The organism is Gloeomargarita sp., assembly GCF_053491055.1.
The window spans coordinates 1-24,185 of record NZ_JBRCEP010000097.1 but is presented as its reverse complement, the minus strand read 5'-3'; the positions used below and the strand labels follow the sequence as shown (position 1 = coordinate 24,185).

Below are 24,185 nucleotides of genomic sequence, written 5' to 3'. Positions count from 1 at the left end.
AAGCAGGAAGGTTGGGCTAGGGAAGGCAGAAACGGCTGTGGCGGTTGCATCCTATCCCCATGGGGGAGTCTTGGTAAACCGGGTGGTGACCCTGACGGCAGAATGGCAGGAACGGCTGCGGGGGGCGCCGATTTTGCCGTTGGATGAGCGCACCCTGTCGGATGTGGAAATGATTGCCACAGGCGGCTTTAGCCCCTTGACCGGGTTTATGGGGGCGGCAGAGTATGCGGCGGTGGTGGAAACGATGCACCTGCCCAACGGGTTGCCCTGGACCATGCCGATTACGTTGGGGGTGACCGAGGCGGTGGCGCAGACGTTGAGGCCGGGGCAGTGGGCCGGGCTGGCCGATCCCCAAGGACAGGTGATTGGGGCGATGCAGGTGCAGGAGTGCTACCGGCCCGACCGGGAACGGGAGGCGCAACGGGTCTATCAAACTACGGAAACGGCGCATCCGGGGGTGCAGGCGTTGTTGGCGCAAGGGCCGGTGTACGTGGGTGGGCCGCTGTGGGTGTGGCAATTGCCGACGCCGCCTTTTCCCCGGTATCATTTGCCCCCGGCCAAAAGCCGTCAGGTGTTCCAAGAGCGGGGTTGGCAGACGGTGGTGGGCTTCCAAACCCGCAATCCCATTCACCGCGCCCACGAATACATCCAAAAGTGCGCTTTGGAGATTGTAGATGGGTTGTTTTTGCATCCCTTGGTGGGGGTAACCAAAAGCGATGACATTCCGGCGGCGGTGCGGATGCGTTGCTATGAGGTGGTGCTGGAGCGCTATTTTCCCCAGGACCGGGTGGTGTTGGGGGTAAACCCGGCGGCCATGCGCTATGCGGGGCCGCGGGAGGCGGTGTTTCATGCCCTGGTGCGCAAAAATTACGGCTGTACCCATTTCATCGTGGGGCGGGACCACGCGGGCGTGGGGAATTACTACGGCCCCTACGCGGCGCAGGAGATTTTCCGGGAGTTTGACCCGCAGGCGCTGGGGATTACGCCCCTATTTTTTGAACATGCGTTCTATTGCCCCCGCACCCAGGGGATGGCGACCCGTAAGACCAGCCCTAGCCCACCGGAGGAGTGGATTCACCTGTCGGGGACGAAGGTGCGGGAGTTGTTGCGGCGGGGGGAAGCACCTCCCCCGGAATTCAGTCGGCCTGAGGTGGCGGCAATTTTGCTGGCGGCCATGCGGGATTAGAGGGGGGGCAGGATGGGGTATACCCGGCGTTCTCTGCTGCAAACGGCACTGCTGACGCTGGGGGGTACCCTCGCGGGGGCGCGGCGGGTATGGGCCACCCCCACGTCCCGGAAACTGGCGCTGTTGGTCGGCATCAACCAGTATCCCCAGGAGTGGAAAATGCCGCCTTTGGCAGGGTGTGGGACGGATGTGTGGCTGCAGCGGGAATTGCTGTGCGGTCGGTTTGGGTTTGCCCCGGCGGATGTGCTGACCTTGACGGATGCCCAGGCAACGCGGGCGCAGATTGTGCAGGCGTTTGCGGAACACCTGCGCCAGCAGGTACGGGCGGGGGACGTGGTGGTGGTGCATTTTAGCGGCTACGGCAGTCGGTCGGGGCAACCCACGCTGTTGGCCCAGGATGGGGGGATCGGCGAGGCAGAATTGCTCAGTTGGCTGCGGCAGTTGCCCACCGACCAGGTGATCACCGTTTTGGATACGGGGTACGACTATCCGGGGAGTTTTGCCTGCGGGAATGTGCGGGTGCGCGCCTGTCCGCCGGTGCCTTTGGCCGAAAGCGCCCCGCAGCCGCAGGGAACGTTGCGTCCCCCAGGGGTGTTGTTTCGGGCGGCGCGCGCTGGCAGTGTGGCCACGGAAGCCCTCTGGCCGGGGTTTAGTGCCGGGACCCTGACCTATGCCCTCACCCAAACCCTGTGGGGGACGACCCCTGGCCCGATTTTGGTGGACGTGGCTGCCCAGATTGCCCAAACGGTGGGGTCGCACCAGGCCCCGGAAATGGTGGGGTCGCCCCAGAGTCTGCCGCCGACGGTGGGTGCTGCAGGCCGGGTGGTGCAGGTGAGCAACGAGGGCGCCGACTGTGTGTTGGCGGGTGTACCCCCTTGGATTTTGGCGGCGCTGGCCCCGGAGTCCCAGTTGGTCACCCAGCAGGGGGTGACGCTCTCGCTGCGTGCCCGCAGTGGGCTATTGGTCAAAACCACACCGGCGGCGCCGGTAACCGTGGGGGAATGGGTGCGGGAGCGGGTGCGGGTGGTGCCTACGAATTTGAGCTTGACGGTGGCTTTGGCTGCTGATTTGCAGCGCATCGAGCGGGTGGATGCCACCAGTGCGTTGGGGACTTTGAGCTATGTCAATACGGTCAAGGTAGGGGAACAGAGCGCCGATTGTCTGCTCGGACGGGTGACCCCCACCACCTACGGGTTGTTTTCTCCCGGCTACGACCTATTTCCCGGTACAGAAGGGGACCGGGATGAAGCGGTGAAAGCAGCCATCAAACGTCTGATTCCCCGGTTGCAAAACCTGCTGGCGGCCAAACTCCTGCAACTAACGGACAACCTGGCGGCTACCCCCTGGCAACTAACGGTGCGGCTCGTCCAGGGGGAGCAACCGCTCCTGACCCAGAGCACTGCCCCCAACCCGGCGGTTTCTTCCCCAAGTAGCGGCATTCCCACCCTGGACCCCAACCGTCCCTTGGCCTGCCAGATCAGCCATCGGGAACCCCAACCCCTGTATGCCCTGCCGTTGACGCTTCACCCCAGTCAGCCCATTACCCTCTACCCGGTTCAGGTCATTCCCCCCGAAACGCCGGTGACGGTGGCCTTGCGTCCCCCATCAACCCCTGGGTTGACGGAACTGCGGCTATTGCTGGCACCCCAGGCATGGCCTGCCTTCCTGCCTGCCGAACCCCTGCCCTTGGCGCAGGCGATTCTGAGCCACCTCCACCGGCCCCACGTCGTCAAGGACCCCCCCAAGGACACCTACACCCTGCCGGTGGACACCTGGGCCGGGCTATCCCTCCTCTACCGGGTTGTCTGAAGGCGGCGGCGCAATCTCTGCCCGTACAATACAGCGGATGTGATTGATGGCCAAATCCCCCAAGCCTAGTTCAGGACGGGAGCCATCGGCCAAGCGCAACCGTTCAAAGCGAATCCCCCGCCCCAATTCCAGATGAAACCACCCCAACCCCAAAAAAAACCGCTTGGGCTGCAACCAAGGACGTTCCGGCAGGTGATCCGTATTCGACTCCAGCGGCAACCAGCCCCGCCCCGGCCAGTACACCTCCAGCCAGACGTGGTTGAATTGGGGCAACAGGGGCACCCCCACCAACTCCGGGTGTCTGGGGCACTTGTACCGCCCCGCCGTGCGACAGGCAATGCCGTTGAGCCGCAACAGAGCCAACATAATGCCCACGTATTCCCCACAGGAACCCGTGCCCCGTTTGAGGGCGATATGGGGTGGGTCAATGGTACTTTTCATCCGGTAGCGCATCCGGTCATAGACGTAATTGCGAATGGCCAGCAATTTCTCGGCAAACGTCTCAGCGCCGACGACCGCCTCCCGGGCCGCCTCCTGAATAAGCGGTTCATCCATACTCAAGTCGTCGTCATCTACCAAATAGGCCTGCAACTCCGGTGCCAAAGGCGGCACGCCCGGCAAAGGGAGGATTTGGTATTTGATGCTAAAGACCTCCAATTCCGCCCGCCAGCCAAAAATGACCCCCGGCTGTGGCCCCAAACGGGCAAACCGAAACACCGCCACCGGTTGTCCCTGTTCTTCTTCCAGCGTAAACGGCACCCCCACCGGCTCCACCCACCGTACCCGTTGCCGTGCCGTCGTCGCTGGCAGGGCAATCCGCCATTCCACCTGGGTCAATTCCACCGGCTCTAGGGGCGACCACTCCTCCACATAGGACAATTCCAGGACATAGCCATTGCTGAGGGTGTAGTGCCCCTGGGGATAGTTGCGAAACACCAACGGATGCACCCACACCCGGTCGCGAAACCCCAACCGCCAAGGTGGGTTGGCATTCGGCTCATCCCGGATGTAGGGTTCTTCGGCGGCATAGGCCACGTAGTACTGCCCCTGCCAAGCGGCCACCCCCACCGGATGTTCATAGGGCGTCAACACGGACAAAACGACCCGCCCTGTCTCCCAATCCAGTTGGTACAAGGTTTGCTCGGTGTCATCACAAAGCCACAACTGCCCCTGGAGCACCGCCAACTGGGCCACCCCCACCCCCGGCGCCGGCCAGGTCTGGACCACTTTGCCATCGGCTGCCCGGATGACCCAGATACACCCCCGGCCTTGGCTGCTGACATAGAGCCATTCCCCCCACCGCACAATGCCCTCAACCTGGTCATGGAGGGTGACAACCAGCGTCGGTTCCTCCAGATGCCACCGTCCCTCTTGCACCCGGTAGCGACTGACATACACCTGCTCCCGGTGGGTAAACCACAAGGCATCCCCCGCCAAGCTCCAACCGCCAATATCCTGCAAATAGCAGGTTGTCTCCGGATTGAGAATCCGGGTGTCATCATTGGCCGGATTCAGGTAGGCCAGGTAACCCGAACGGGGGTCCACGGTCAACACCCCTTCCTGCCAGGCAACCAGCCCCCGCATACTCCGCAAAGCGTGGGGGTAAAGGGTGCGAAAACCCGCAGCAGCCATGCCCTATGTCCCAAAAGATAATCAATCATTATGACTCAGTTAGGAAAAAATCAAGCCTGGCGGGTTTCCCCCCACCCATCGTTCCGTTATCATAAGGATTAATTAAGAAATGTGAATAAACGGGGGGGCCTATGGTTGCGACGGTCACAGCGCCCAAACGGTTAACGTTACAGGTAGAAGCCATTGGTTTGGATACGACGGCCATTCGGTCTTTGGATTGGGATCGCGACCGGTTTGATATTGAATTTGGGTTACAAAACGGCACAACCTATAATTCGTTTTTGATTCAGGGGGAAAAAACCGCGTTGGTGGATACGTCCCATGCCAAGTTTCGGGATTTGTATCTACCCCGCCTGCAGGAATTGGTGGACCTGCGCCAGCTGGATTATTTGATCATTAGCCATACGGAGCCGGATCACAGCGGTTTGGTGCGGGATATTTTGGCCTTGGCGCCCCAGGTGACGGTGGTGGGTTCCAAGGTGGCGTTGCAATTTTTGGACCACCTGGTGCATTGTTCGTACCAGCGGCAAGTGGTCAAGCAGGGGGACCGTTTGGATTTGGGGCGGGGGCATGTGTTGGAATTTATCAGCGCCCCCAATTTGCACTGGCCGGACACCATTCTCACCTGGGACCATGCCACCCAGATTCTGTTTACCTGTGATGTGTTTGGGATGCACTATTGCCGGGAGACGCTCTACGACGAATCCCTGACGGAAATTGAGGCGGATTTCCGTTACTACTACGACTGTTTGATGGCTCCCAATGCCCGGTCGGTGTTGGCGGCGTTGCAGCGCTTGGCGGCGGTGGGACAGCCGCGGTTGGTCGCCACAGGGCATGGGCCGTTGTTGCGCCATCACATTCCCGATTGGCTGAGCCGCTACCGGGATTGGAGTCAAAATCAGGGGCAACCGGAGCGCACGGTGGCCATTTTTTATATTGCTGACTATGGCGACAGCGACCGGCTCTCCCAGGCGATTGCCCACGGGGTGACCAAGGCGGGGGCGACGGTGGAGATGGTGGATATGAAGTCGGCGGACCTGCAAGAGGTGCGGGAGTTGGTCGAGCGCAGTCAGGGGTTGGTGGTGGGGATGCCGCCGGTGCGCGGGGATTTTGCCCCCCATATCCAGGCGGTGATCGGCACGATTTTGGGTTCGGTGCAGGCCAAGCAGCGGGTGGGTTTGTTTGAATCGGGGGGCGGGGAGGATGAGTCTATCCATTTCCTGGCGGCGAAGTTTCGGGATTTGGGGTTAGGCGAGGCCTTTCCACCCCTGCGCTGGGACGGGGAACCCACGCCTGCGGTGTATCAACGTGCGGAGGAAGCGGGCACGGATTTGGGGCAATGGGTGAACCGGGACCGCACCATCCAACAGATGAAATCCCTAGACAGCGACCTGGACCGGGCCTTGGGGCGCCTAAGCGGCGGTCTGTACATTGTCACGGCCCGTCAAGGAGAACGCAGCGGAGCGATGTTGGCCAGTTGGGTGGCGCAGGCCAGTTTTCAGCCCTTGGGTCTGACGATTGCCGTCGCTAAAGACCGGGCGATTGAAGCGCTGATGCAGGTGGGGGACAAGTTCGTGTTGAATGTGCTGGAGGCGGGCCATTACCAACACCTGATGAAACACTTTTTGAAGCGGTTTGCGCCGGGGGAAGACCGGTTTGCCGGGGTGAAAACCCAACCGGCCAGCAATGGGTCGCCGATTTTGACCGAAGCCCTGGCTTACCTCGAATGCACGGTGGCCAGCCGGATGGAATGTTCGGATCACTGGATTGTGTACGCGACGGTGGACACGGGACGGGTGGCCAAACCGGATGGGTTAACCGCCGTACATCACCGCAAGGTCGGCAACCATTACTAAGGGGTCTGGGGTCGCTGCCCAGAAACTGCCCGCCGTAGCCGGTGACGATGCGGGGGCCCGATGGAGTCGGTGTTTCAAGGCGGGGTTAAGGACATTGCCTTGCCGCGCCAAGCCGGTCAGGGCCGGTGCTTCCCACTCCGCCGGCGAAGGTGACGCCTTGGGGTTATTGGGGATGGGCTGGGCCAGGTCGGTGACCCCCACAGTGGTGATCACAAACGGCCAAGCAGCGGGGTTGAAACAGCCCGGCCCATTGCCGGTGGAGCACATCGGGCGGGAGTTGGACCAGCAAAGCCAGCGCGATGTTTGCCTTGGACCAAGAATTATAGCTAAGCATACAAAGGTTGACATGATATGGGTCGCTGGGCGTAGCCATGAATCTTCAGGCGACAACCTTAACCTACCTAGCTATAACGCTGCTCGCCACTGCCAAGGGGTTAGGGCCAGGGAACCTCAACAGGGAGTGCTGCTGTCATAAGAAGCGTGCATCTGCCAACCGGAGTTAAGGAGTGAAGGGAATGCGTTACGCCCTAGTTGCAGGCTTGCTCCCTGCCGTTGTGGTCACGGTGGCGGTACCGGCCTATGCCCAAGACGGGGAAGAACAGATTCAAAACGCCATTGATACCTTTGCCTCATTCATGGCCAACCCCAACCAACGGATTCCCAACAGCGTCCTCCGCCGCGCCCAGGGAATTGCCATTATCCCGAATGTCACCACCGCCGGCTTTATTTTTGGCGGCACCGGGGGCGCTGGGATTCTCACGGTCAAAGATGAAAAAGGCCGCTGGAGCAACCCCATTTTTGTCACCCTTTCCGGGGGCAGTGTGGGGCTGCAAGTGGGCGCCAAATCCTCGGATATTGTGCTGGTATTTATGAACCAACGGGCCGTGCGTACCGTTTTGCGCCAGTCGTTTAATTTGGGCGGGGATGTGGGCGTCGCCGCCGGGCCGGTAGGGGGCCATGCGGTCATGCCCACAGATGCACCGGGCAATACGGACATTTTTGCCTACTCCCGCAGCGCCGGTCTGTTTGCCGGGGTGAGCCTGGCGGGGAATAAAATTGCCTATGACCGGGAGCGCACGGAAGAATTTTACGGACGCTCGCCTCTGACTGCCCAAACCGTGTTCAACGATCCCAGCCTTCCGGTCGTGCCGGTGGTGGAGCGCCTGCACCAAACCTTGAACCGCGCCATGCAATAACCTATTTCGCTTCCTGCCAATTCGCGCCCCGGTGCATCGCCACGGCCAAAGGCACGCTCAGGGAAACAGCCTGTGCCATGACCTGCGGGATTTGGACCTGCAAGGGTGGCCATTCATCGGGGGGAATTTCAAATACCAACTCGTCATGCACCTGTAACAATAAACGGGCTTGATAGTTGGCCAAGAGTTGGTGGATGCGAATCATGGCTATTTTGATAATGTCGGCGCTGGAACCTTGAATCGGGGCATTGGCTGCCGCCCGCAACCGCCCTGCATCCACCGGGTTGATGTGTTTTTGCACCATCTCCCAATCCACTTCGGCTAACGTCTTCCCCCGCAATTGTTGCAAGAGGGGACTGGTGAAATGGAAATACCGCCGTCGCCCGGTGATGGTGGCCACATAACCCTGGACAATGGCCTGGCGTTCCGTATTTTGTAAGTAAGCAAATACCGCCGGATAGCGCCGGTTAAACCGCTCAATAAATGATTTCGCTTCGGCAAAGGAAACCCCCGCTTCCCGCATAAAACGCTGGGGTCCCATGCCATAGATCACCCCGTAATTAATCACTTTGGCCAAGCGCCGTTCTTCGGGGGTAATCGCCTCTTTCTCAAACAACAATTGCGCCGTGATCTGGTGAATATCTTCCCCCCGTTGAAACGCCTCAAGCAATACCGTTTCCTGGCTCAAATGGGCCAAAATCCGCAACTCAATTTGCGAGTAATCTGCCGCAACCAACCACCACCCTGCTTCAGGAATAAACGCCCGGCGAATTTGCCGGCCCAATTCGGTGCGAACAGGAATGTTTTGCAAGTTGGGATGCGAAGAAGATAAACGCCCCGTCGCCGTCGCTGTCTGGTTGAAATCTGTATGCACCCGCCCGGTATCGGGACGGCACAAAGCGGCCAACGCATCCACATAGGTAGATTTGAGTTTTGCCAAGGTGCGGTGTTCCAAAAGCACATCAATTACCGGATGATCCCCTCTGAGTTTTTCCAATGTGGCCGCATCCGTAGCGTAACCCGCTTGCGTTTTGCGACTCTTTTTTTTGTCCAAACCTAATGTTTCAAAAAGCAAGGTGCTCAGTTGTTTGGGAGAATTGAGATTGCATGGCTGTCCCACCAACGCCTGCGCTTGCGATTCCAAATTGTGCAAGGCTTGGTCAAATTCCTGGGCAAGCTGTTGAAGAAAGGCCAAATCCAAACGAATCCCCCGGTATTCCATCGCCGCCAAAACCGGTTCCAATGGCAGTTCGATTTCATAAAAAACACGTTCTAATTCGGGGATATTGGCCAGTTCTTTCTGGAGGATGGGCGTAAGATGAAATACGCTGTAAACATCCATGCCGCAATAGTTGGCAACCAGGGGAATGGGTACATCGGCAATCGTCTGCCCCTTGGGCACCAAATCCTGATAGGAAGTCGCTTGGATGCCCAGATATTTCGCACTTAAATCCCCCAGATTATGGCTTCCTTCCGGGTCAAGAACATAACTGGCCAACAACGTATCAAACACCACTCCCTGCAAACAAATGCCCTGCGCCCACAAGATATTCCGGTCGAACTTCGTATTTTGAAACACCTTGGGGGCCGCCGGATTTTCCAAAATGGGTTTGAGGTGGGTCAACACCACTTCTACAGGGAGTTGTTCACCCTGGCGATGCCCCACCGGAATATAGGCCACCTGTTCTTTGTCCCAACAACAGCCAATCCCCACCAGTTGGGCATCCCTAGGGTCAAGCGCAGTGGTTTCCGTATCCCAGGCAACGGGGGTTTGGGTGCAATTGTGCAGGGAATCGACCAGTTGTTCCAATTGGGCAAGGGTGGAAATAATCTGCACGTGAAACGGGGGAGTTGCCTTGGGCGCCGATGCGGTATCTGCCGCCGTAAAAAAGGCCAACGCCTCATCCTCTGCCCCAGAGGCAACCCCACCCAGACGCACATAAAGTTGATCAATCTGGCGCTGAAACGATTGCAATTCCAGGGCGGTCAACAGGGGCATCACTCTGGCAATATCAAACCCCACCAAACGGCAGTCTGACCAGTGAACATCCAGGGGCACATCCTGACAAATGCGCGCCATGAATTGGGAATGATAGGCCGCAGTTTTGCCCTCTAAAAGTTTCTGTCTTTGGGCTTTGGGTAACTCGTCCACATGGGCATAAAGTTCATCCAAAGTGGCATATTGCTGAAGCAGGGCCACTGCTGTTTTTGGCCCAATCCCCCGCACCCCCGGAATGTTGTCCGAACTGTCGCCGCACAGGGCCTTATAATCCACAACTTGCGCCGGCGTAATGCCCAATTTCGCCACCACCGTTGCCGGAGTAACTTCCACAGGCCGACCGGTTTGGGAATTCAGATGTAAAACATGAACCCGCTCATTGACCAACTGAAACAAATCCTGATCCCCAGAGAGAATTTTCACCGGCAAACCATCGTCCGCCGCCTGTTTGGCCAACGTCCCCAACACATCATCCGCTTCGTAACCCGGGGCCGTCACCACGGCAATATGCAAAGCGGCCAACAATTCGACCAAATTGGCCATATCCACCTGAAAATCCGCCGGTGTTTCCAGCCGCCCGGCTTTGTAATCCCCATCTGCCGCATGGCGAAAGGTGGGTTCGCCCCGGTCCAACGCCACCGCCAAATGGGTAAAGGCGTACTGGTCTAAAACTTCAAAAACCGCCTTCAAAAACCCGTAGGTAACACTGGTGGGAATGCCCGTTTTGGTACGCAAGCCCCCTTCCCGTCCCCTGGCAAAGGCATAGTAGGCCCGAAATGCCAGGGAATGACCGTCAACCAACAGAAGGTGAGGGGAAGTCATGGTGGGCCAGACTGCCCATGAGCCTGCAGCAATTCTAGCGCCCGTTTGACCTTTTCGGGAAACACCACCACCAAACTTCCCGCCGGTGCCTTGCTCAGCGCCGTGCGAATCGCCGTCGTTTCATCCAAAATCACCTCCCAGCGACACGCACTCCCCGCTTGGGTCACACCCGTGCGGATCAGTTCCGCGGCTTCCCCCAAGGCCCGTCCCCGCCGGTCGTCATCTTCCTTAATAATCACCCAATCAAACACCTGCCCGGCAATTGCCCCCAACGCCACCAAATCCTCGTCCCGCCGGTCCCCAGGGCCGCCAATGACCCCGATGCGTAACCCCTCATGCCAAGAGCGGACAAAATCCGCCACCGCCGCGTACCCATGCGGGTTGTGGGCGTAATCCACCAGCACATGAAAAGACCCCACCGGAATCAAATTCATCCGCCCCGGCGTCTGCTGCACCGAAGCCGCAAAACTGCGCAACCCCTGGCGAATCAGGTCCAACGGCACCCCCAGGGCAAACGCCGCCAACGCATTGGCAATCACAAACGGCACGCGCCCCCCCAACGTCAACGGCACCTCCGCCGCCCGCAGGATGCGTAAAGTCCACTCCCCATCGTAGAGCCACAAATCCCCCTGGTCGTACACCGCCGCCGGTGCGCCGCAATCAGCGGATGATCCGCCCGCAGGGAAAAATAGGCCGCCCGCCCGCGAGAATACTGAGCCATCGCCGCTACCCGCTCATCGTCCGCATTCAACACCACCGTGCCCCCCGGACGCACCACCTCGGCAATCACCCCTTTCACCTTCGCCATCTGGTCTAGCGTATCAATGTCGTAACTGCCCAAATGGTCGGCGGCCACGTTCAACACCACCCCCACATCACACTCGCGAAACGCCAACCCCGACCGCAAAATCCCCCCCGCGCACACTCGAGAACCGCCACCTCCACCAACGGGTCGTTCAACACCAACCGGGCACTCTGCGGCCCCGTATTGTCCCCCGGCTCCACCAGATAATCCCCCACATACGTCCCATCCGTTGTGGTAAATCCCACCACCTTTCCCGTCTGCTTAACCAAATGAGCCGTCAACCGCGTGGTCGTGGTTTTGCCGTTGGTCCCGGTAATGGCAATGATGGGAATCCGGTAGGGCACCCCCGGCGGAAACAGGGCATCCACCACCGGCGCGGCCACATTCCGGGCCAAACCCTGGCTGGGACGGTAATGCATCCGCAACCCCGGCGCCGCATTCACCTCCACCACCACCCCGTCCGTCTGCCGCAACGGTTGGCGAATGTCCGTCGTCACCACATCAATCCCGGCAATGTCCAAGCCCACCGCCGCCGCCGCCCGCACCGCCAACCAGGCATTTTCCGGGTGAATCTCATCCGTACAATCGACTGCCGTGCCCCCGGTGCTCAAATTGGCCGTGCGTTTGAGATAGGCCACCTCCCCCCGGCGCAACACCGTCCCAAAACCTGTTCCGTCGTCTCATCCCAAACAATCTTCGTCAAGACATTGTCATGCCCTTCCCCCCGTTGCGGGTCCCGATTGACCTGGGCTACTAACTCGGCAATCGTATGAATCCCATCTCCTGTCACATGGGCAGGCACCCGTTGCGCCACTGCCACCACCCGCCCCTTGATCACCAAAATCCGATGGTCGTGCCCCTGGTGGAACCGCTCCACAATCACCCGCCCTGCCCGCGACTCGGCCATCGCCAGGTCGTAGGCCACCTGCGCCTGCGCCAGGGTATGAATATCCAGGGTAATCCCCCGGCCATGGTTCCCATCCAGAGGCTTGACCACCACCGGATACCCCCCACCTCCTGGATCGCCTCGGCCAAGTCCTCTTCCCGGCGGATCACCCTGCCCCGCGGCACCGGAATCCCCGCTTCCGCCAGCATCCGTTTGGTGCCCTCTTTGTCCCCGGCCAACTCCACCCCCAAAATGCTCGTCATATCCGTCTGGGTGGCCTGAATCCGCCGTTGGTAACAGCCATAGCCAAACTGAATCATCCCCAGCGCCCGTTCCTGCCAGGGAATTCCCCGCCGCTCGCATTCGCGCACAATGGCTTCCGTACTCGGCCCCAACGCCGCCTCCTCTGCCGCAATTCCCCCAAATCGGCGATCAACTCCTCTAGCGGATAGTCCTCCCCCTGCGCCAAGGTCCGCACCAACCGCACCGCCACCCGTCCCGCTTCCGCCTGCTCGTACTCATACACCACCAGCGCCACCCCCGGCGTACTCGTCCACTGGGTGCGGCTAAAACTCACATCCATGCCAGCAATGTACTGCAATTCCAGGGCAACGTGTTCCACCACATGGGCCAAGGACGTGCCCCGCGCCACTTCCTCCAAAAACCCGCCCCAGTGCCCCGGAATGCAATAGTGGGACTCCAACCCCGGCAGTAATCGGGTCAGACGGACATGGAACTCCGGTATATCCTAGGTTTTCACCCCCGCCCACGCCCCCAAATCCAAGCGCAGGACCATCAATTTGGGGCGTTCCACGCTCCAGTAGTTCGGCCCGGTCAAGGTCAAAATGCGTAAAATTTCCACCCCAGGTTCCTCAAGCAGGACAATGGTGCCATACCGGGGGCAAAACCCGCCGACGTTCCACATCAAACCGGTCCCCCCGCCGCAGGAGATGCACCCGTAAATTGTGCGCGCTGATCGGGGCGGTACTGTGGGGTTGCGGTTCACAAAACGAAGAAGCCTCCTGGGCATCCAGAATCATCACCGTCCCTCGCCCCACCACCTGCAATTCCCCCGTCGGTTCAAACACGGCACAGGTGTCCTCATCCACCCCCACGCCCAGACATTCCGGGTGCATCACCACCGCGCTAAATAGCCGCGCCACCCGGTTGCGATTGTGGAAGTGCTGGTCCACGATCACGCCCGGCAAAAATCCCAACCCCCACGCCATATTCACCAAGGCCGGATGGGGATATTCCCCGTTCCCGCCCCCGGCAATCATGTGATACCCCATTGCTGCCGCTCCCGCACTGGTGCCCGCCAGCGTCAACTGCCCCCGTTCCCAATAGAAATGCAACGCCTCCAACAGGGCCGAATCCGCTAACAGCGTCGCCAAACGCAGTTGGTCCCCCCCGGTCAAAAAAACCCCCGTCATGTCCTGCAACCGCGACAACCAACTGGGGTGCTCGCTCTGTTCTCGCTCCCGCACATCCAACACCTGTACCGACTTGCAGCCCAAATTCTCAAACAACCGCCGGTAGATGCCACCGATGATCGCCGGTTCCCCAGAGGCCGCCGGGATAATTCCCAAACGGGCATCCCTGCCCCCCGCCCGCCGCCAAAAGGTCTGCAAAATTTCTAGGCCGTTAACTTTGTCCTCCGCACCACCAATTACCAAGGTTGAGGCTCGCTCCATGTCGCCGCCGGTCCGCTCTCCAAAAGTTTTATGTTTACTTAATCACAATAGTTCATATCATAACGGTTCTCCCAGATGGTATTTTATGATGCTGTTTGAGTATTTATACTTGCTTGTCGTGGTATGGTCCTACGACGCTCCAGGCAACGAACCTCAGGTCACAGGGTAGCGGCGCGGGCAGGGGTTAGCGCAAGGGAACCTGTGGTGTTGAGGGGTATTGCCCCCTGGGAAGCGGCGCCTTTATTTGTGCTGCCCTTTGTGCCAGCGACTGCCTGCCGGGAAACTGGCCGCCAGATTCAGACCCATTTGCCGGAATTTGAGGCGTTAGGAGCCAAGGTGGTCCGCATCAGTCCCGGTCCGTTGGCCCGGCGGCAGGAAGTGGCGCGGGCGGATAGGTCGTTGCGGGTGGGCTGTCGGGACCAGGGGGGCCAATGGGCAGACCCGGCGGGTGGCGGTGCGGTTGGACCGCAAGCAGAACCTTAAGGAACTGCGTAGGAGCGTCTTGACAGCGCCTTTGTGGGTCCGTTTGTGGACTGCGTAAGAATCCCCTGACTTCAGGCGGTGGGAGTGTCAACGTTGGCTCAATATCCCTGCAACCAAGCGGTCAAGTAATGACGGCACTGGTCCACCGATAGGCGCGGGGACAAGCGGGGCAAAGGGATTTCCCGGTCCCCCTGCACCAGGGTCAACACGGGAATTTCGTACTGGTACTGCTGCCACCACTGGGGGTCGGTGGTGATGTCCCGCTCCTCCAGGGTGAACCTGCCTGGGGCAATGGCAGCAAGTTTCTCGCGCAACCCGGCACAGAGGTGACAACCCGGTTTACCATAAAGCACGAGGTGAGGCAGGGGCATGGCCTGGTTCATGGGGAAGGACACAGCCTTAACGGATGCGCTGTTGTGGGACATTCTGCAGGAGCGGCTCCCGGCTGCGGCGGTCAACGAATTGGTTTGGGCGTATCTGGGGTATGAATACGACCCGGTACAGCAGACCTGGCGCACCGAGCGGGTGGCTGCCCCTTGGCGCGAGCGGTTTCCCACCCCCCCTGATTTTATCCAGGACCGGGCGGCAATCGTGCACCTGACCCGCAGTATTCCCCCGGCCGACAAACAACTGCTCAAAGCGGAACTGGGGTTCCCCGGTTATCGGGTGGACGAACTCACCCCAGAGCGCACCCGCCGCGCCACGATTGTCAATTGGTTGCTCCATATCCGCCGCCAACACCCATGACGCCCCACCAATGGCAACGGCGGCATTTGCTCTCGCTGCGGGATTTGGCGCCTTGGGAGTATGAAATCATCCTGCAAACCAGCGCCAGTTTTGCCGAGGTGTTGCGCCGCCCGACCCCAAAAGTCCCCACCTTGCAAGGCCGGGTGGTGGCACTGCTCTTTTTTGAGGCCTCGACCCGCACCCGCAACAGCTTTGAACTGGCTGCCAAACGCCTGTCGGCGGACACGTTGAATTTTTCCCCCGGCACCTCGGCTTTGAACAAGGGCGAAACCATTTTGGATACGGCCAAAACCCTGCTGGCCATGCACACCAATCTGCTGGTCATTCGCCATGCCGCCAGCGGTGTGCCCCACCAAATCGCCCAGGAGTGCGACCGCCTAGGCGCGGGCGTCGGGGTGATCAACGCCGGGGATGGGCAACACGAACACCCCACCCAAGCCCTGCTGGATTTATTTACGTTGTGCTGCCAGCGCAACCCGCACCAGCCCAGTCTCACCAGTTTGCAAGGCTGCAAAGTTGCGATTGTGGGGGATATTCTCCATTCGCGGGTCGCCCGCTCCAACCTCTATAGCCTGCGGGCTGCCGGGGCGGAAGTGCATCTGGCTGGCCCGCCAACTTTGGTGCCCCTGGCCTGGCAAAGCTTGGGCGTACAGGTGCATTGGCAGTTGGCGCCTGCCTTGCAAGACGCCCATTTTGTCATGGCGTTGCGCCTCCAGACCGAGCGGATGGACCAGCATTTTCTCCCCAGTCTGCGGGAGTACCACCGGGAGTACGGCCTGACACGGGAACGGTTGGCGCTCTGCCAGCCGGGGGTCAAAATTCTGCACCCAGGGCCAGTCAATCGCGGGGTGGAACTGACGTCGGACCTGATGGATGACCCGGAAGTAAGCCTGGTGTCCCAACAGGTAGGTAATGGGGTGGCGGTGCGCATGGCGGTTTTGTATTTATTAAGTACGGCAAAACTGTCGGCCTAATCCGGGAGGTGGCTGCCCTGCCTCTGCGATAGAGTAACTGCTAGTCAACTACCCCGCCCTGTTCGCGCTAGCGGGACGGAGTCCTTAGGGCGGAGCTTGGGGGAACCTAAGCTTGGTTGACCAGGGGGAGCGGTAACCAATCCGCTACGTCGGCAACAGGTCGTCAAGACCCACTCCGGGATGCTTCCTCAGTTCCGGACCCTGGAAGGGATCGGTCATGATGGTGAAAGGTAAAGCGCCGAAGGCCGATTCCGCTGCCGTAAGGCAGGAGCCGGTTGCCGACATCCCCGAGGGGAGCGGGCCAGATGGCCCCGTCACGAGGCCCGTAAGGGCAAAGAAGTTTTGGAATGGCGGTATTCGTTTTGGACAAACGCAAAAAGCCGCTGATGCCCTGCTCGGAAAAGCGGGCCAGGCTTTTGCTGGAACGTGGAAGGGCACGGGTGCATCGACTCATTCCGTTCACCATTCGCCTGGTGGACCGGACGGCTGAAGAATCCAGCTTCCAGCCGGTTCGTCTCAAGCTCGATCCCGGAAGCAAAGTTACGGGAATGGCTTTGGTCCGGGGAGAAAGGGGAGGCGCGCAGCATGTCCTGTGGCTTGCTGAGCTTCATCATCGTGGTCAGGCTATTCGGGATGCGTTGACGCAGCGGCGGGCGTTTCGGCGGAGAAGACGCACAGCAAACCTTCGGTATCGCCCGGCGCGTTTCAACAACCGGAGGAGGCCGAACGGCTGGCTTGCCCCGTCTCTTCGGCACCGCGTTGAGACGACAGGCACATGGGTTTGCAGGCTCAGCCGGTGGGCTCCGATTTCCGGTGTCAGCCAGGAGCTGGTTCGCTTCGACACGCAGGCTTTGCAGAACCCGAAAGTATCGGGAGTGGAGTACCAGCGGGGAACGCTGTTTGGCTACGAGGTGCGGGAATACCTGCTGGAGAAGTGGAACCGAACCTGTGCTTATTGTGGTGCGCAGAATGTGCCTCTGGAGATTGATCACGTGATTCCCAAATCCATTGGGGGGAGTGATCGGGTTTCAAACCTGGTTCTTTCCTGCCGCCCGTGTAACCAGGCCAAAGGCAACAGGCCCGTCGAAGAGTTTCTTCGTCGTAATCCGGAGCGCCTCAAAAGCTTCCTGGCGCAACTCAAGGCTCCGCTTCGGGATGCCGCAGCGGTCAACAGCACGAGATGGGCCTTGTTGTGGGAACTTCGGGTGTTGAACGTGCCCGTCGAAGTCGCTACGGCGGGACGGACAAAATGGAACCGTACCCGTCTGGGGATACCGAAAACCCACGCGCTGGATGCCGTGTGTGTCGGCGAAGTTGAATCCGTCACCGGATGGGCGGTTCCAGTTCTGTACATTCATGCAATGGGACGTGGAAGCTATCAGCGTGTGAGGCTCGACAAGTTTGGTTTTCCCCGTGGTTATCTCATCAGAACGAAGAACGTCAAAGGTTTTCGCACCGGAGACCTTGTTCTGGCTGATGTTTCCAACGGCAAGAACGCCGGAACGTATATTGGCCGTGTGGCCGTAAGAGCTTCCGGGAGCTTTAATATCCAAACGATAAACAAGACTGTTCAGGGAGTTTCCTATCGGTATTGCCGCCTGCTCCAACGTGCAGATGGATACCGGTATCATGTCGAACCATTTCGTGGGACGGCAAAAGAGGAGCCGCGGGAGCATTAGGCGGAAAGCGCTGTCCCTCCCCGCCCTGAAGGACGGAGTCCTTAGGGCGGGGTCTCCCGCGCCAGTTTTGATGACCCCCTGGGTAGGTCAGGTGGTGGTTATGCCGATGCCCATAGGTGCGGTGGTTGCCCCTGTCCCAGGCCAGGTTAGTGGTTGTTCAACGGGAAAACAGCCCTGCCGGGGCGCAGGACGGAGCCTTGGTGGGGTTGCGGCGGGCCGAGGTGGTGGCTTTGCAATTGTCGGACTACGAACCGACGGAAAACCGGCTGCGGGCGGGCAAGGGAAACAAGGAACGCTGGGTTTACCGCCGGGGGCGGACCGGTGGTGGCGAGGGACGCCGGCAGGGGCGCTCCTGGGCCCGGTGAATCGCCGGAGACAGGTGGTGGTGCGGGTTTTAACCCAGCAGGCGCCGCACCTTTATAGTCTTTTCACAAGAAAATGCAACACTTTGAGGCACTGGTCATGGCTGTATCCCCTTCCAGGACAGGGTTTGCAGGTAAAGGCGAATGTTGCAAACTTGTTTGAAATGACTATATCTCCAACCTGTTGGATGCGGGGGTGGATGTGGCGACCGTGCAAAAATTGGCAGGTCACGCCCAGGTGCAGACCACAGGGCGCGATGACCGGCGGGATGAACGGGCCAAACAGGCAGCGGTGGCACAACTGTGCCTCGGCTAGGGTACCAGTTGGGTGGACGCCTGGTGCACCCGTAGCTGCCGGGTGGCGAGATGGCCCTCGGCGCGGTTGCCGGTAACCGTCAGGGGGGGGTCGTAGTGGCGGTAAACCACCTGGCCGACGGCAATTACCTGTTGCGCCGCGATGTGCCATTCCACCTGTTGCGCCCGCAATTGCCCCTGGGGGGCGACCGCCTGCACCCCCTGGCTCAGTTGCAGCACCTGGTTGGGCACATCCAAAATCCCTTGCCCGGCCTGCACCACCCACTGCCGGGGCACATAGCGAATACGCACCGGTTGTGGCGCCTGAACCTGTCCCCTTTGCCACTGCCAGTCCAGGGCTTCCCCCGTGATCTGCAGAGCGGGTTGCCGGTAGGTCACCTGCACCTTTTGGCGCAAGGCCACCAGATGGTGCCGCAGCCAAATCGTGGCCGCCTGTGCCTTGGCCTCGAGGTTGGGGTGTTGCAAGCGCAAGTTGCCCTGCAGCAGCAATTCCTGGGCTTGCGGTCGCCAGAGAAGGGCTTGGGTGGCGATCTGGGTTTTGGCCTGCAGGTCACGGGCGCGGATGTCCCCCTGAATCGTCAGCGTTTCTCCCTGCTGCTGTACCGTCGCCTGCGCCGTTTCCACCCGATAGCGGGGTTGGCCTTGGTCGTAGATGTCCCCCACCAGTTTTTGCACCTGCACCCGCCGGGTTTGGGGGTCGGCCACCGCCTGCTGTGCCTGCAATTTCCAGAGAATTTGGCCGTTGGGGGTGACCTGCTGCAAATTCAGGGCCTGAAACGTCAGTTGTTGGGTGCCCGTTTTAGGGTTTTCCGGCTCTAGCGGTCGTTCGCCCACCCGACACCCCAGCAAACCCAGCAACGCCAGCGCCACCCATCCCCTATTCCCCCGAATTCGCCACATCCAGCGGGTTACGGTAGGGGTTTGGGCGGTTGGATTTGCGGATTTCATCGCGGATGGACTCCAGGTCAATGTAGCGGTCGGCCACATTGATCAAATTATCGCTGGTCATGGAGCGCAAACTTACCACCTCCACCCGTACCCCCCGATAACTGACCGCATCCACCGCATAGGCCAAATCCCCATCCCCACTCACCAAAATCGCCGTGTCATACGAGCCGACCAACGACAGCATATCCACCGCAATTTCCACATCCAAATTGGCCTTTTTCGACCCGTCCGGCAACTGCACCAATTCCTTGTGCACCACCCGATAGCCATTGCGCCGCATCCAGAGCAAAAACCCCTGCTGCTTTTCATTGGTCGGATCGACGCCGGTGTAAAAAAAGGCCCGCAACAACCGCGAACCCGCCGTCAAATAACACAACAGCTTCGTGTAATCAATTTCAATATTCAACTGCAAGGCCGCATAAAACAAATTCGACCCATCAATAAAAATCGCCAGCCGCCCCCGATTTTCCAAGACCTGCTGCGGCGTAAACAAACCCCTCGTTTCTACCCCAGACATGGCCTCATCCTTACCGCTTGTAAAAAACAGCTAGCCAACCATAAAGCCATGGTATCCCCTTGACGGGCGATGGATAAACCCGGGTTGCAGTCCATTGCGTTTGACAGCTCCCACGACACTCTGCTTAGGAATTAATCCCTAATGTAACAAGGAAATTCCACCCCCTCGCAAAAGCTTAGAATTTTATTATCTTTGCCGTTCCCAGGCGGGTGAAAACAGGTTCGGGGGGAGCGACCGCTTGACCGGGGGGCAGAGCGCCCCACTGCCCGTGTTCCCCGTAGGCCAACGGGGGGTCGTGGTCGAAATCCACCGCATAGCCCAACTGTTGGTACATACGGGTACTGGTCTGGGGAATCACCGGGCTAAGCAAATAGGCCGCCAACCGCGCCGCCTCCAACAGACTGTACAAGACCGCTGCCAGTTGGGTCTGGGCCCCGGTTTTGGCCAACTGCCAGGGCGCCTGTTCATCCATCCATTTGTTGGCCCGCTGCGCCAACCCCAAGGCCAAACTACAGGCCTGATGCAACGCCAAGCGCTCATAGGCCTGGGCCACCTGTTCGCCCAGATGCCGCCCGTACTCGGCCAAGGGGTTCTCCTGGGGCACAGGAATCGTGGGCACCCGCCCGTCGCAGTATTTGTGCACCAATTTGAGGGTACGGTTGAGCAGATTGCCCAAATCGTTCGCCAAATCCGCATTCACCGTTTGTACAAACCGCTCCTCGTTAAAATCCCCATCTTTTCCCAATTCAATTTCCTTCAAAAAGTAATAGCGCAGGGCATCGCTGCCGTAGGTGGCCACCAGGTCAAACGGGTCCAGGATATTTCCCAAGGATTTGCTCATTTTCTGCCCATCTTTGGTGAGAAAGCCATGGGCAAAAATGCGCTTGGGCAAGGGCAATTCCGCCGAGAGCAACATGGCAGGCCAATACACCGCATGAAACCGCAAAATATCTTTGCCAATCAGATGCACATCCACCGGCCACCAGGTTCGCACCGCCGCCGCCAAACTGGGTGGTTCCCCGGGTTCGAGCAGGGCCGTCAAATAGCCCAACAGGGCATCAAACCAGACATAAATCACGTGGCTGGGGTCCACCGGCACCGGAAAGCCCCAGTCCAAATGCAGCCGGGAAATGGAAAAATCCGCCAACCCCTGGGCCACAAATTTCACAACCTCATTGCGGCGGGGTTCCGGTTGGATGAAATCCGGCTGCTGCTGGTAAAGCGCTTCTAATTGTGCCTGATAGCGAGACAGGCGGAAAAAGTAATTGGGTTCATCCCGCCATTCCACCTGCACTTGGGGATGCAACGGGCAAAAGCGCCCCGGCAAAAGTTCCCGTTCGTCTTTGAATTCTTCACAGGCGACGCAGTACCAGCCCTGCTGTTGGTGCAGGTAAATATCCCCCCGCGCCCACACCCTCTGAAAAAACTCTTGGACGATGACGCCGTGGCGGGGGTCGGTGGTGCGGCTAAACCGATGCCAGCGGATGTTGAGCTTTTCCCACAGGGCCTGGAATTCCGCCGCCATCTGGTCGCAATGCACCTGGGGGGCCAGGCCCCGCTCCTGGGCGGTTCGCTGAATTTTCTGCCCGTGTTCGTCCGTACCCGTAACCAGCAACACCTGATCCCCCCGCAGCCGGGCAAACCGCGCCAGCGCATCGGCGGCCATCGTGGTATAGGCACTGCCCAGGTGGGGACGGGCATTCACGTAGTACAAGGGGGTAGTCAGACTAAACCGGGCCATGCCTGCACGCCAACACGCATCGTATTTTCCATGATAGGCGGATCGGGGCGGCCCCCATCCCTCCGGCCCATCTTTTATCCTGATAAGTGGGATGGTTACGAGCGCTACCTTATGTCCCCGGTGCAGGTGTATCTATTCGCCAGCAAAGCCACCAGTTGGGAGCAGATGCGGCAATTGGAAGAGCGACTGTATGCCCTAGGGTGTGCTGCCGAGTCTGTGCATGTGGTGGACGTAACCGAACAACCCTATCTGGCCGAACGGTTGCGGGTGGTGGTTACCCCCGCCCTGGTGAAAACCCAACCCGAACCCCGGCAGGTTCTCGCCGGCAGCGACCTCATAGAGCAACTGGAATACTGGTGGCCCCGCTGGCAGGCGGCGGCAACCCCCCAATCCTCCCCAGAGAGTCCCGAAGCCCAGATTGTCCGGCTGGAAGAAGAACTCACCCGCGCCAAATTGACGATTCAGCAACTGACTGCGCAGGTGCAATTTCGCGACCAGGTATTGGAATTACTCGCCCACGACCTGCGCAACCCCTTGACCGCTGTGAGCATTGCCCTAGAAACCCTGGAACTCACCCCCGACCGCTGGGATTTGGCCCCGCAACTCCTGCACCAGGCCCGCCATCAGGTCAAGACATTGGACCGCCTGATTACCAACCTGCTGCAGGTGAGCCGCAACCAGCAACACGCCTTGCGGTTGAACCCCCAGGCGGTGCACCTGCCCGAATTGATCCAGCAAGTCGTCCAGGGACTGACCCCCCAACTAACCAGCCGCAACCACACCCTCACCGTGGACGTACCTGCTCCCTGCCCTCCGGTTTTTGCCGACCCCGATGCCCTGCGGCGGGTTTTGATCAACCTGGTGGACAACGCCTGCAAATATACCCCTCCCGGCGGTTGCATCCACATCAGCACCCTCCACAGCACCACCTTGAAGGTACAGGTAACGGTCACAGACAACGGCCCTGGCATTCCCCCGGCAGACCAAGAACGGATTTTTGAACCGAATATCCGGCTAGACAACAGCAAGGACCAAACGGGTTACGGTCTGGGGCTAGCGGTCTGTCGCCAAATTGTTCAGGCGCACTACGGGCGCATCTGGGTCGAATCGGAACCCGGACGGGGCAGCAGTTTCCACTTCACCTTGCCCGTGTACCGCCCCTAGCCGGGGAATTGACAAATCCCCTCCCCATTCGTTAAGGTAGTAAATGCGATTAGCGATATGCCCCCATCGTCTAGTGGTCTAGGACACCTCCCTTTCACGGAGGCGACAGGGATTCGAATTCCCTTGGGGGTATTTCCACTTTCTTAGCTCGCGGGGGTGTGGGGGTGGATAAGCCCCGCACGGTACCTGCAAGGTCAGTGCCGGGATACAGCCACCCCCATGTGGTAGAATAGGGTTGGCCATACAAAACGGCGTTACCGGAATCTGGTATGGCTACGCGGTGGGACATCCCGTGTCTGCGACACGCAGAGGGTTCTTGCGGAAGCTCCCCAAGGAAGCGTATTGAAGCCCGCTCTCTGTCCGTAGGACGTTAGCAAAGCGTGGCGGAGCCATGAGACGGCAATATGTCACGTAAAAAAGATGGCTGTTTCCCTGGCGGCGAAGGAATTTTGGACAGGGTGCTAGGGAAGTGTTGCCAAGGAATAATCATTTCGGTTGAGAATGCCACACGAACTTGCGCAATCATCACGAATGGCTTCATCAAGGGTGGTACCAGAGGAGCGTACATCCGCAATTTTTTTAATGTGCTAAAGTCATGCTCAATGTCATTCAGGTCTGGGGAATAAGCTGGCAAAAATCATAAAAATCATACGATATGCCCTGCCGCTTCCGCTCATTCTCGCCTGCGTTTCTGACGATGAATCGGTGCATTGTCCACAATTATAGTCATTTCAAACAAGTTTGCAACATTCGCCTTTACCTGCAAACCCTGTCCTGGAAGGGGATACAGCCATGACCAGTGCCTCAAAGTGTTGCATTTTCTTGTGAAACGACTATAATACCCATAGTCCCGTCAATGCTGGTGCAGCTCTAACTATCGCGCAAACGTCACCGCATCTAAACTGCCGTTAAATGACAGAAGAACAATGAAATTCTTGTTTGCGCAGACCCGCTACCAGATTCTCTCGTCGTTTCGCCCAACCCCAAATCAGACTGACAAACCACTCCAAGCCCATCTCATCCATTTCTCCCATACTTCTTAATTAATTCTCGCAACGTTCGAGAGCATAATATTCTATCGAAATAATTCCTTTCCCGATTCAATTTATTGGCTGTCATCAGTGACCGTGAACTATTCCTTATATATGTATAAATCCAGAAGTGTTGCATCTTAAGACTTTGAGGGTTTGGGCCAAAATGCACATCGAGCCTCATGATACAAAGCATTGTCATTGAGAAGCCGAATTCTTATTTATAGTCATTTCAAACAAGTTTGCGACATTCGCCTTTACCTGCAAACCCTGTCCTGGAAGGGGATACAGTGATGACCAGTGCCTCAAAGTGTTGCATTTTCCTGTGAAACGACTATA

General features: G+C 59.0%; 18 protein-coding genes, 1 tRNA gene and 1 pseudogene. 11 read left to right on the top strand and 9 right to left on the bottom strand.

Going from position 1 to position 24,185, the window contains the following annotated elements:
• The first annotated feature begins 37 nt into the window (after positions 1 to 37).
• Both sat and ACWISF_RS10875 read left to right on the top strand, forming a co-directional pair.
• On the top strand, positions 38 to 1,186 hold the full coding sequence (gene sat / locus ACWISF_RS10880) for a sulfate adenylyltransferase (protein ID WP_448381606.1): 1,149 nt from the start codon (positions 38 to 40) through the stop codon (positions 1,184 to 1,186).
• A gap of 12 nt (positions 1,187 to 1,198) precedes the next feature.
• Positions 1,199 to 2,995, top strand: a complete 1,797-nt coding sequence (locus ACWISF_RS10875; protein WP_448381605.1) for a caspase family protein — start codon at positions 1,199 to 1,201, stop codon at positions 2,993 to 2,995.
• Here ACWISF_RS10875 and ACWISF_RS10870 read toward each other — a convergent pair.
• On the bottom strand, positions 2,969 to 4,627 hold the full coding sequence (locus ACWISF_RS10870) for a transglutaminase domain-containing protein (protein WP_448381604.1): 1,659 nt from the start codon (positions 4,625 to 4,627) through the stop codon (positions 2,969 to 2,971). The two genes, ACWISF_RS10875 and ACWISF_RS10870, sit on opposite strands and share 27 nt — an antisense overlap.
• 131 nt (positions 4,628 to 4,758) lie before the next feature.
• On the opposite strand from ACWISF_RS10870, the gene ACWISF_RS10865 reads away from it, so the two are divergent.
• The gene (locus ACWISF_RS10865) at positions 4,759 to 6,483 is read left to right on the top strand and encodes a diflavin flavoprotein (RefSeq protein ID WP_448381603.1); all 1,725 of its coding nucleotides are present in this window, start codon (positions 4,759 to 4,761) and stop codon (positions 6,481 to 6,483) included.
• Here ACWISF_RS10865 and ACWISF_RS10860 read toward each other — a convergent pair.
• Positions 6,442 to 6,750, bottom strand: coding sequence for a hypothetical protein (locus ACWISF_RS10860; protein WP_448381602.1), 309 nt, complete (start codon positions 6,748 to 6,750; stop codon positions 6,442 to 6,444). The genes ACWISF_RS10865 and ACWISF_RS10860 overlap by 42 nt on opposite strands.
• Before the next feature lie 248 nt (positions 6,751 to 6,998).
• Between ACWISF_RS10860 and ACWISF_RS10855 the strand changes: the two genes are divergently transcribed.
• Entirely contained in the window at positions 6,999 to 7,679 is a 681-nt protein-coding gene (locus tag ACWISF_RS10855; protein WP_448381601.1) for a lipid-binding SYLF domain-containing protein, read from the top strand.
• 1 nt (position 7,680) lies between these two features.
• Here the strand turns inward: ACWISF_RS10855 and polA are convergent, their stop codons facing one another.
• From polA to ACWISF_RS10840, 3 genes and pseudogenes are all read right to left on the bottom strand, one after another.
• Positions 7,681 to 10,500, bottom strand: coding sequence for a DNA polymerase I (gene polA, locus ACWISF_RS10850; protein ID WP_448381600.1), 2,820 nt, complete (start codon positions 10,498 to 10,500; stop codon positions 7,681 to 7,683).
• Positions 10,497 to 13,053, bottom strand: a pseudogene (gene cphA / locus ACWISF_RS10845) (cyanophycin synthetase). The gene polA and the pseudogene cphA overlap by 4 nt, the downstream one beginning before the upstream one ends.
• A gap of 10 nt (positions 13,054 to 13,063) precedes the next feature.
• Positions 13,064 to 13,885 carry a cyanophycinase gene (locus ACWISF_RS10840; RefSeq protein ID WP_448381599.1) on the bottom strand — a complete coding sequence of 274 codons (822 nt, stop codon included), beginning with the start codon at positions 13,883 to 13,885 and terminating at the stop codon, positions 13,064 to 13,066.
• A gap of 201 nt (positions 13,886 to 14,086) precedes the next feature.
• Here ACWISF_RS10840 and ACWISF_RS10835 point away from each other — a divergent pair, with 201 nt between their 5' ends.
• A complete protein-coding gene (locus tag ACWISF_RS10835; RefSeq protein ID WP_448381598.1) occupies positions 14,087 to 14,368 on the top strand; it encodes a hypothetical protein in 282 nt (93 codons plus the stop codon).
• Positions 14,369 to 14,466: 98 nt separating this feature from the next.
• Here the strand turns inward: ACWISF_RS10835 and ACWISF_RS10830 are convergent, their stop codons facing one another.
• Complete coding sequence (locus ACWISF_RS10830; RefSeq protein ID WP_448381597.1) at positions 14,467 to 14,739, bottom strand: glutaredoxin family protein; 273 nt, start codon at positions 14,737 to 14,739, stop codon at positions 14,467 to 14,469.
• On the opposite strand from ACWISF_RS10830, the gene ACWISF_RS10825 reads away from it, so the two are divergent.
• From ACWISF_RS10825 to ACWISF_RS10810, 4 genes are all read left to right on the top strand, one after another.
• The gene (locus ACWISF_RS10825; protein ID WP_448381596.1) at positions 14,738 to 15,115 is read left to right on the top strand and encodes a DUF1823 family protein; all 378 of its coding nucleotides are present in this window, start codon (positions 14,738 to 14,740) and stop codon (positions 15,113 to 15,115) included. The two genes, ACWISF_RS10830 and ACWISF_RS10825, sit on opposite strands and share 2 nt — an antisense overlap.
• Positions 15,112 to 16,089: an aspartate carbamoyltransferase catalytic subunit gene (locus ACWISF_RS10820; protein WP_448381595.1), complete on the top strand. Its 978-nt coding sequence runs from the start codon at positions 15,112 to 15,114 to the stop codon at positions 16,087 to 16,089. The genes ACWISF_RS10825 and ACWISF_RS10820 overlap by 4 nt, the downstream gene beginning before the upstream one ends.
• 347 nt (positions 16,090 to 16,436) lie before the next feature.
• The gene (gene iscB, locus ACWISF_RS10815) at positions 16,437 to 17,768 is read left to right on the top strand and encodes an RNA-guided endonuclease IscB (protein WP_448381594.1); all 1,332 of its coding nucleotides are present in this window, start codon (positions 16,437 to 16,439) and stop codon (positions 17,766 to 17,768) included.
• 149 nt (positions 17,769 to 17,917) lie between these two features.
• The gene (locus ACWISF_RS10810; RefSeq protein ID WP_448381593.1) at positions 17,918 to 18,133 is read left to right on the top strand and encodes a hypothetical protein; all 216 of its coding nucleotides are present in this window, start codon (positions 17,918 to 17,920) and stop codon (positions 18,131 to 18,133) included.
• A 309-nt stretch (positions 18,134 to 18,442) separates the two neighbouring features.
• Here the strand turns inward: ACWISF_RS10810 and lptC are convergent, their stop codons facing one another.
• The 3 genes from lptC to metG form a co-directional block, all read right to left on the bottom strand.
• Positions 18,443 to 19,345, bottom strand: a complete 903-nt coding sequence (gene lptC / locus ACWISF_RS10805; RefSeq protein ID WP_448381592.1) for an LPS export ABC transporter periplasmic protein LptC — start codon at positions 19,343 to 19,345, stop codon at positions 18,443 to 18,445.
• Positions 19,323 to 19,910 carry a LabA-like NYN domain-containing protein gene (locus ACWISF_RS10800; RefSeq protein ID WP_448381591.1) on the bottom strand — a complete coding sequence of 196 codons (588 nt, stop codon included), beginning with the start codon at positions 19,908 to 19,910 and terminating at the stop codon, positions 19,323 to 19,325. Before ACWISF_RS10800 ends, lptC begins: the two co-directional genes overlap by 23 nt.
• 175 nt (positions 19,911 to 20,085) lie before the next feature.
• The gene (gene metG / locus ACWISF_RS10795) at positions 20,086 to 21,651 is read right to left on the bottom strand and encodes a methionine--tRNA ligase (RefSeq protein ID WP_448381590.1); all 1,566 of its coding nucleotides are present in this window, start codon (positions 21,649 to 21,651) and stop codon (positions 20,086 to 20,088) included.
• A gap of 111 nt (positions 21,652 to 21,762) precedes the next feature.
• On the opposite strand from metG, the gene ACWISF_RS10790 reads away from it, so the two are divergent.
• Both ACWISF_RS10790 and ACWISF_RS10785 read left to right on the top strand, forming a co-directional pair.
• Complete coding sequence (locus ACWISF_RS10790) at positions 21,763 to 22,815, top strand: histidine kinase (RefSeq protein WP_448381589.1); 1,053 nt, start codon at positions 21,763 to 21,765, stop codon at positions 22,813 to 22,815.
• Between the two features lie 59 nt (positions 22,816 to 22,874).
• Positions 22,875 to 22,947, top strand: a tRNA-Glu gene (locus ACWISF_RS10785).
• Positions 22,948 to 24,185: the final 1,238 nt, after the last annotated feature.

Excerpts from the sequence above, each read along its gene's own strand:
- ACWISF_RS10825 (WP_448381596.1), top strand. The coding sequence starts at position 14,738 with ATGGCCTGGTTCATGGGGAAGGACACAGCCTTAACGGATGCGCTGTTG.
- metG (WP_448381590.1), bottom strand. The coding sequence starts at position 21,651 with ATGGCCCGGTTTAGTCTGACTACCCCCTTGTACTACGTGAATGCCCGT.
- ACWISF_RS10860 (WP_448381602.1), bottom strand. The coding sequence starts at position 6,750 with ATGTGCTCCACCGGCAATGGGCCGGGCTGTTTCAACCCCGCTGCTTGG.
- ACWISF_RS10870 (WP_448381604.1), bottom strand. The coding sequence starts at position 4,627 with ATGGCTGCTGCGGGTTTTCGCACCCTTTACCCCCACGCTTTGCGGAGT.
- ACWISF_RS10790 (WP_448381589.1), top strand. The coding sequence starts at position 21,763 with ATGTCCCCGGTGCAGGTGTATCTATTCGCCAGCAAAGCCACCAGTTGG.
- ACWISF_RS10800 (WP_448381591.1), bottom strand. The coding sequence starts at position 19,910 with ATGTCTGGGGTAGAAACGAGGGGTTTGTTTACGCCGCAGCAGGTCTTG.
- ACWISF_RS10830 (WP_448381597.1), bottom strand. The coding sequence starts at position 14,739 with ATGCCCCTGCCTCACCTCGTGCTTTATGGTAAACCGGGTTGTCACCTC.
- ACWISF_RS10840 (WP_448381599.1), bottom strand. The coding sequence starts at position 13,885 with ATGGAGCGAGCCTCAACCTTGGTAATTGGTGGTGCGGAGGACAAAGTT.
- ACWISF_RS10865 (WP_448381603.1), top strand. The coding sequence starts at position 4,759 with ATGGTTGCGACGGTCACAGCGCCCAAACGGTTAACGTTACAGGTAGAA.
- ACWISF_RS10820 (WP_448381595.1), top strand. The coding sequence starts at position 15,112 with ATGACGCCCCACCAATGGCAACGGCGGCATTTGCTCTCGCTGCGGGAT.
- iscB (WP_448381594.1), top strand. The coding sequence starts at position 16,437 with ATGGCGGTATTCGTTTTGGACAAACGCAAAAAGCCGCTGATGCCCTGC.
- polA (WP_448381600.1), bottom strand. The coding sequence starts at position 10,500 with ATGACTTCCCCTCACCTTCTGTTGGTTGACGGTCATTCCCTGGCATTT.
- ACWISF_RS10875 (WP_448381605.1), top strand. The coding sequence starts at position 1,199 with ATGGGGTATACCCGGCGTTCTCTGCTGCAAACGGCACTGCTGACGCTG.
- ACWISF_RS10855 (WP_448381601.1), top strand. The coding sequence starts at position 6,999 with ATGCGTTACGCCCTAGTTGCAGGCTTGCTCCCTGCCGTTGTGGTCACG.
- lptC (WP_448381592.1), bottom strand. The coding sequence starts at position 19,345 with ATGTGGCGAATTCGGGGGAATAGGGGATGGGTGGCGCTGGCGTTGCTG.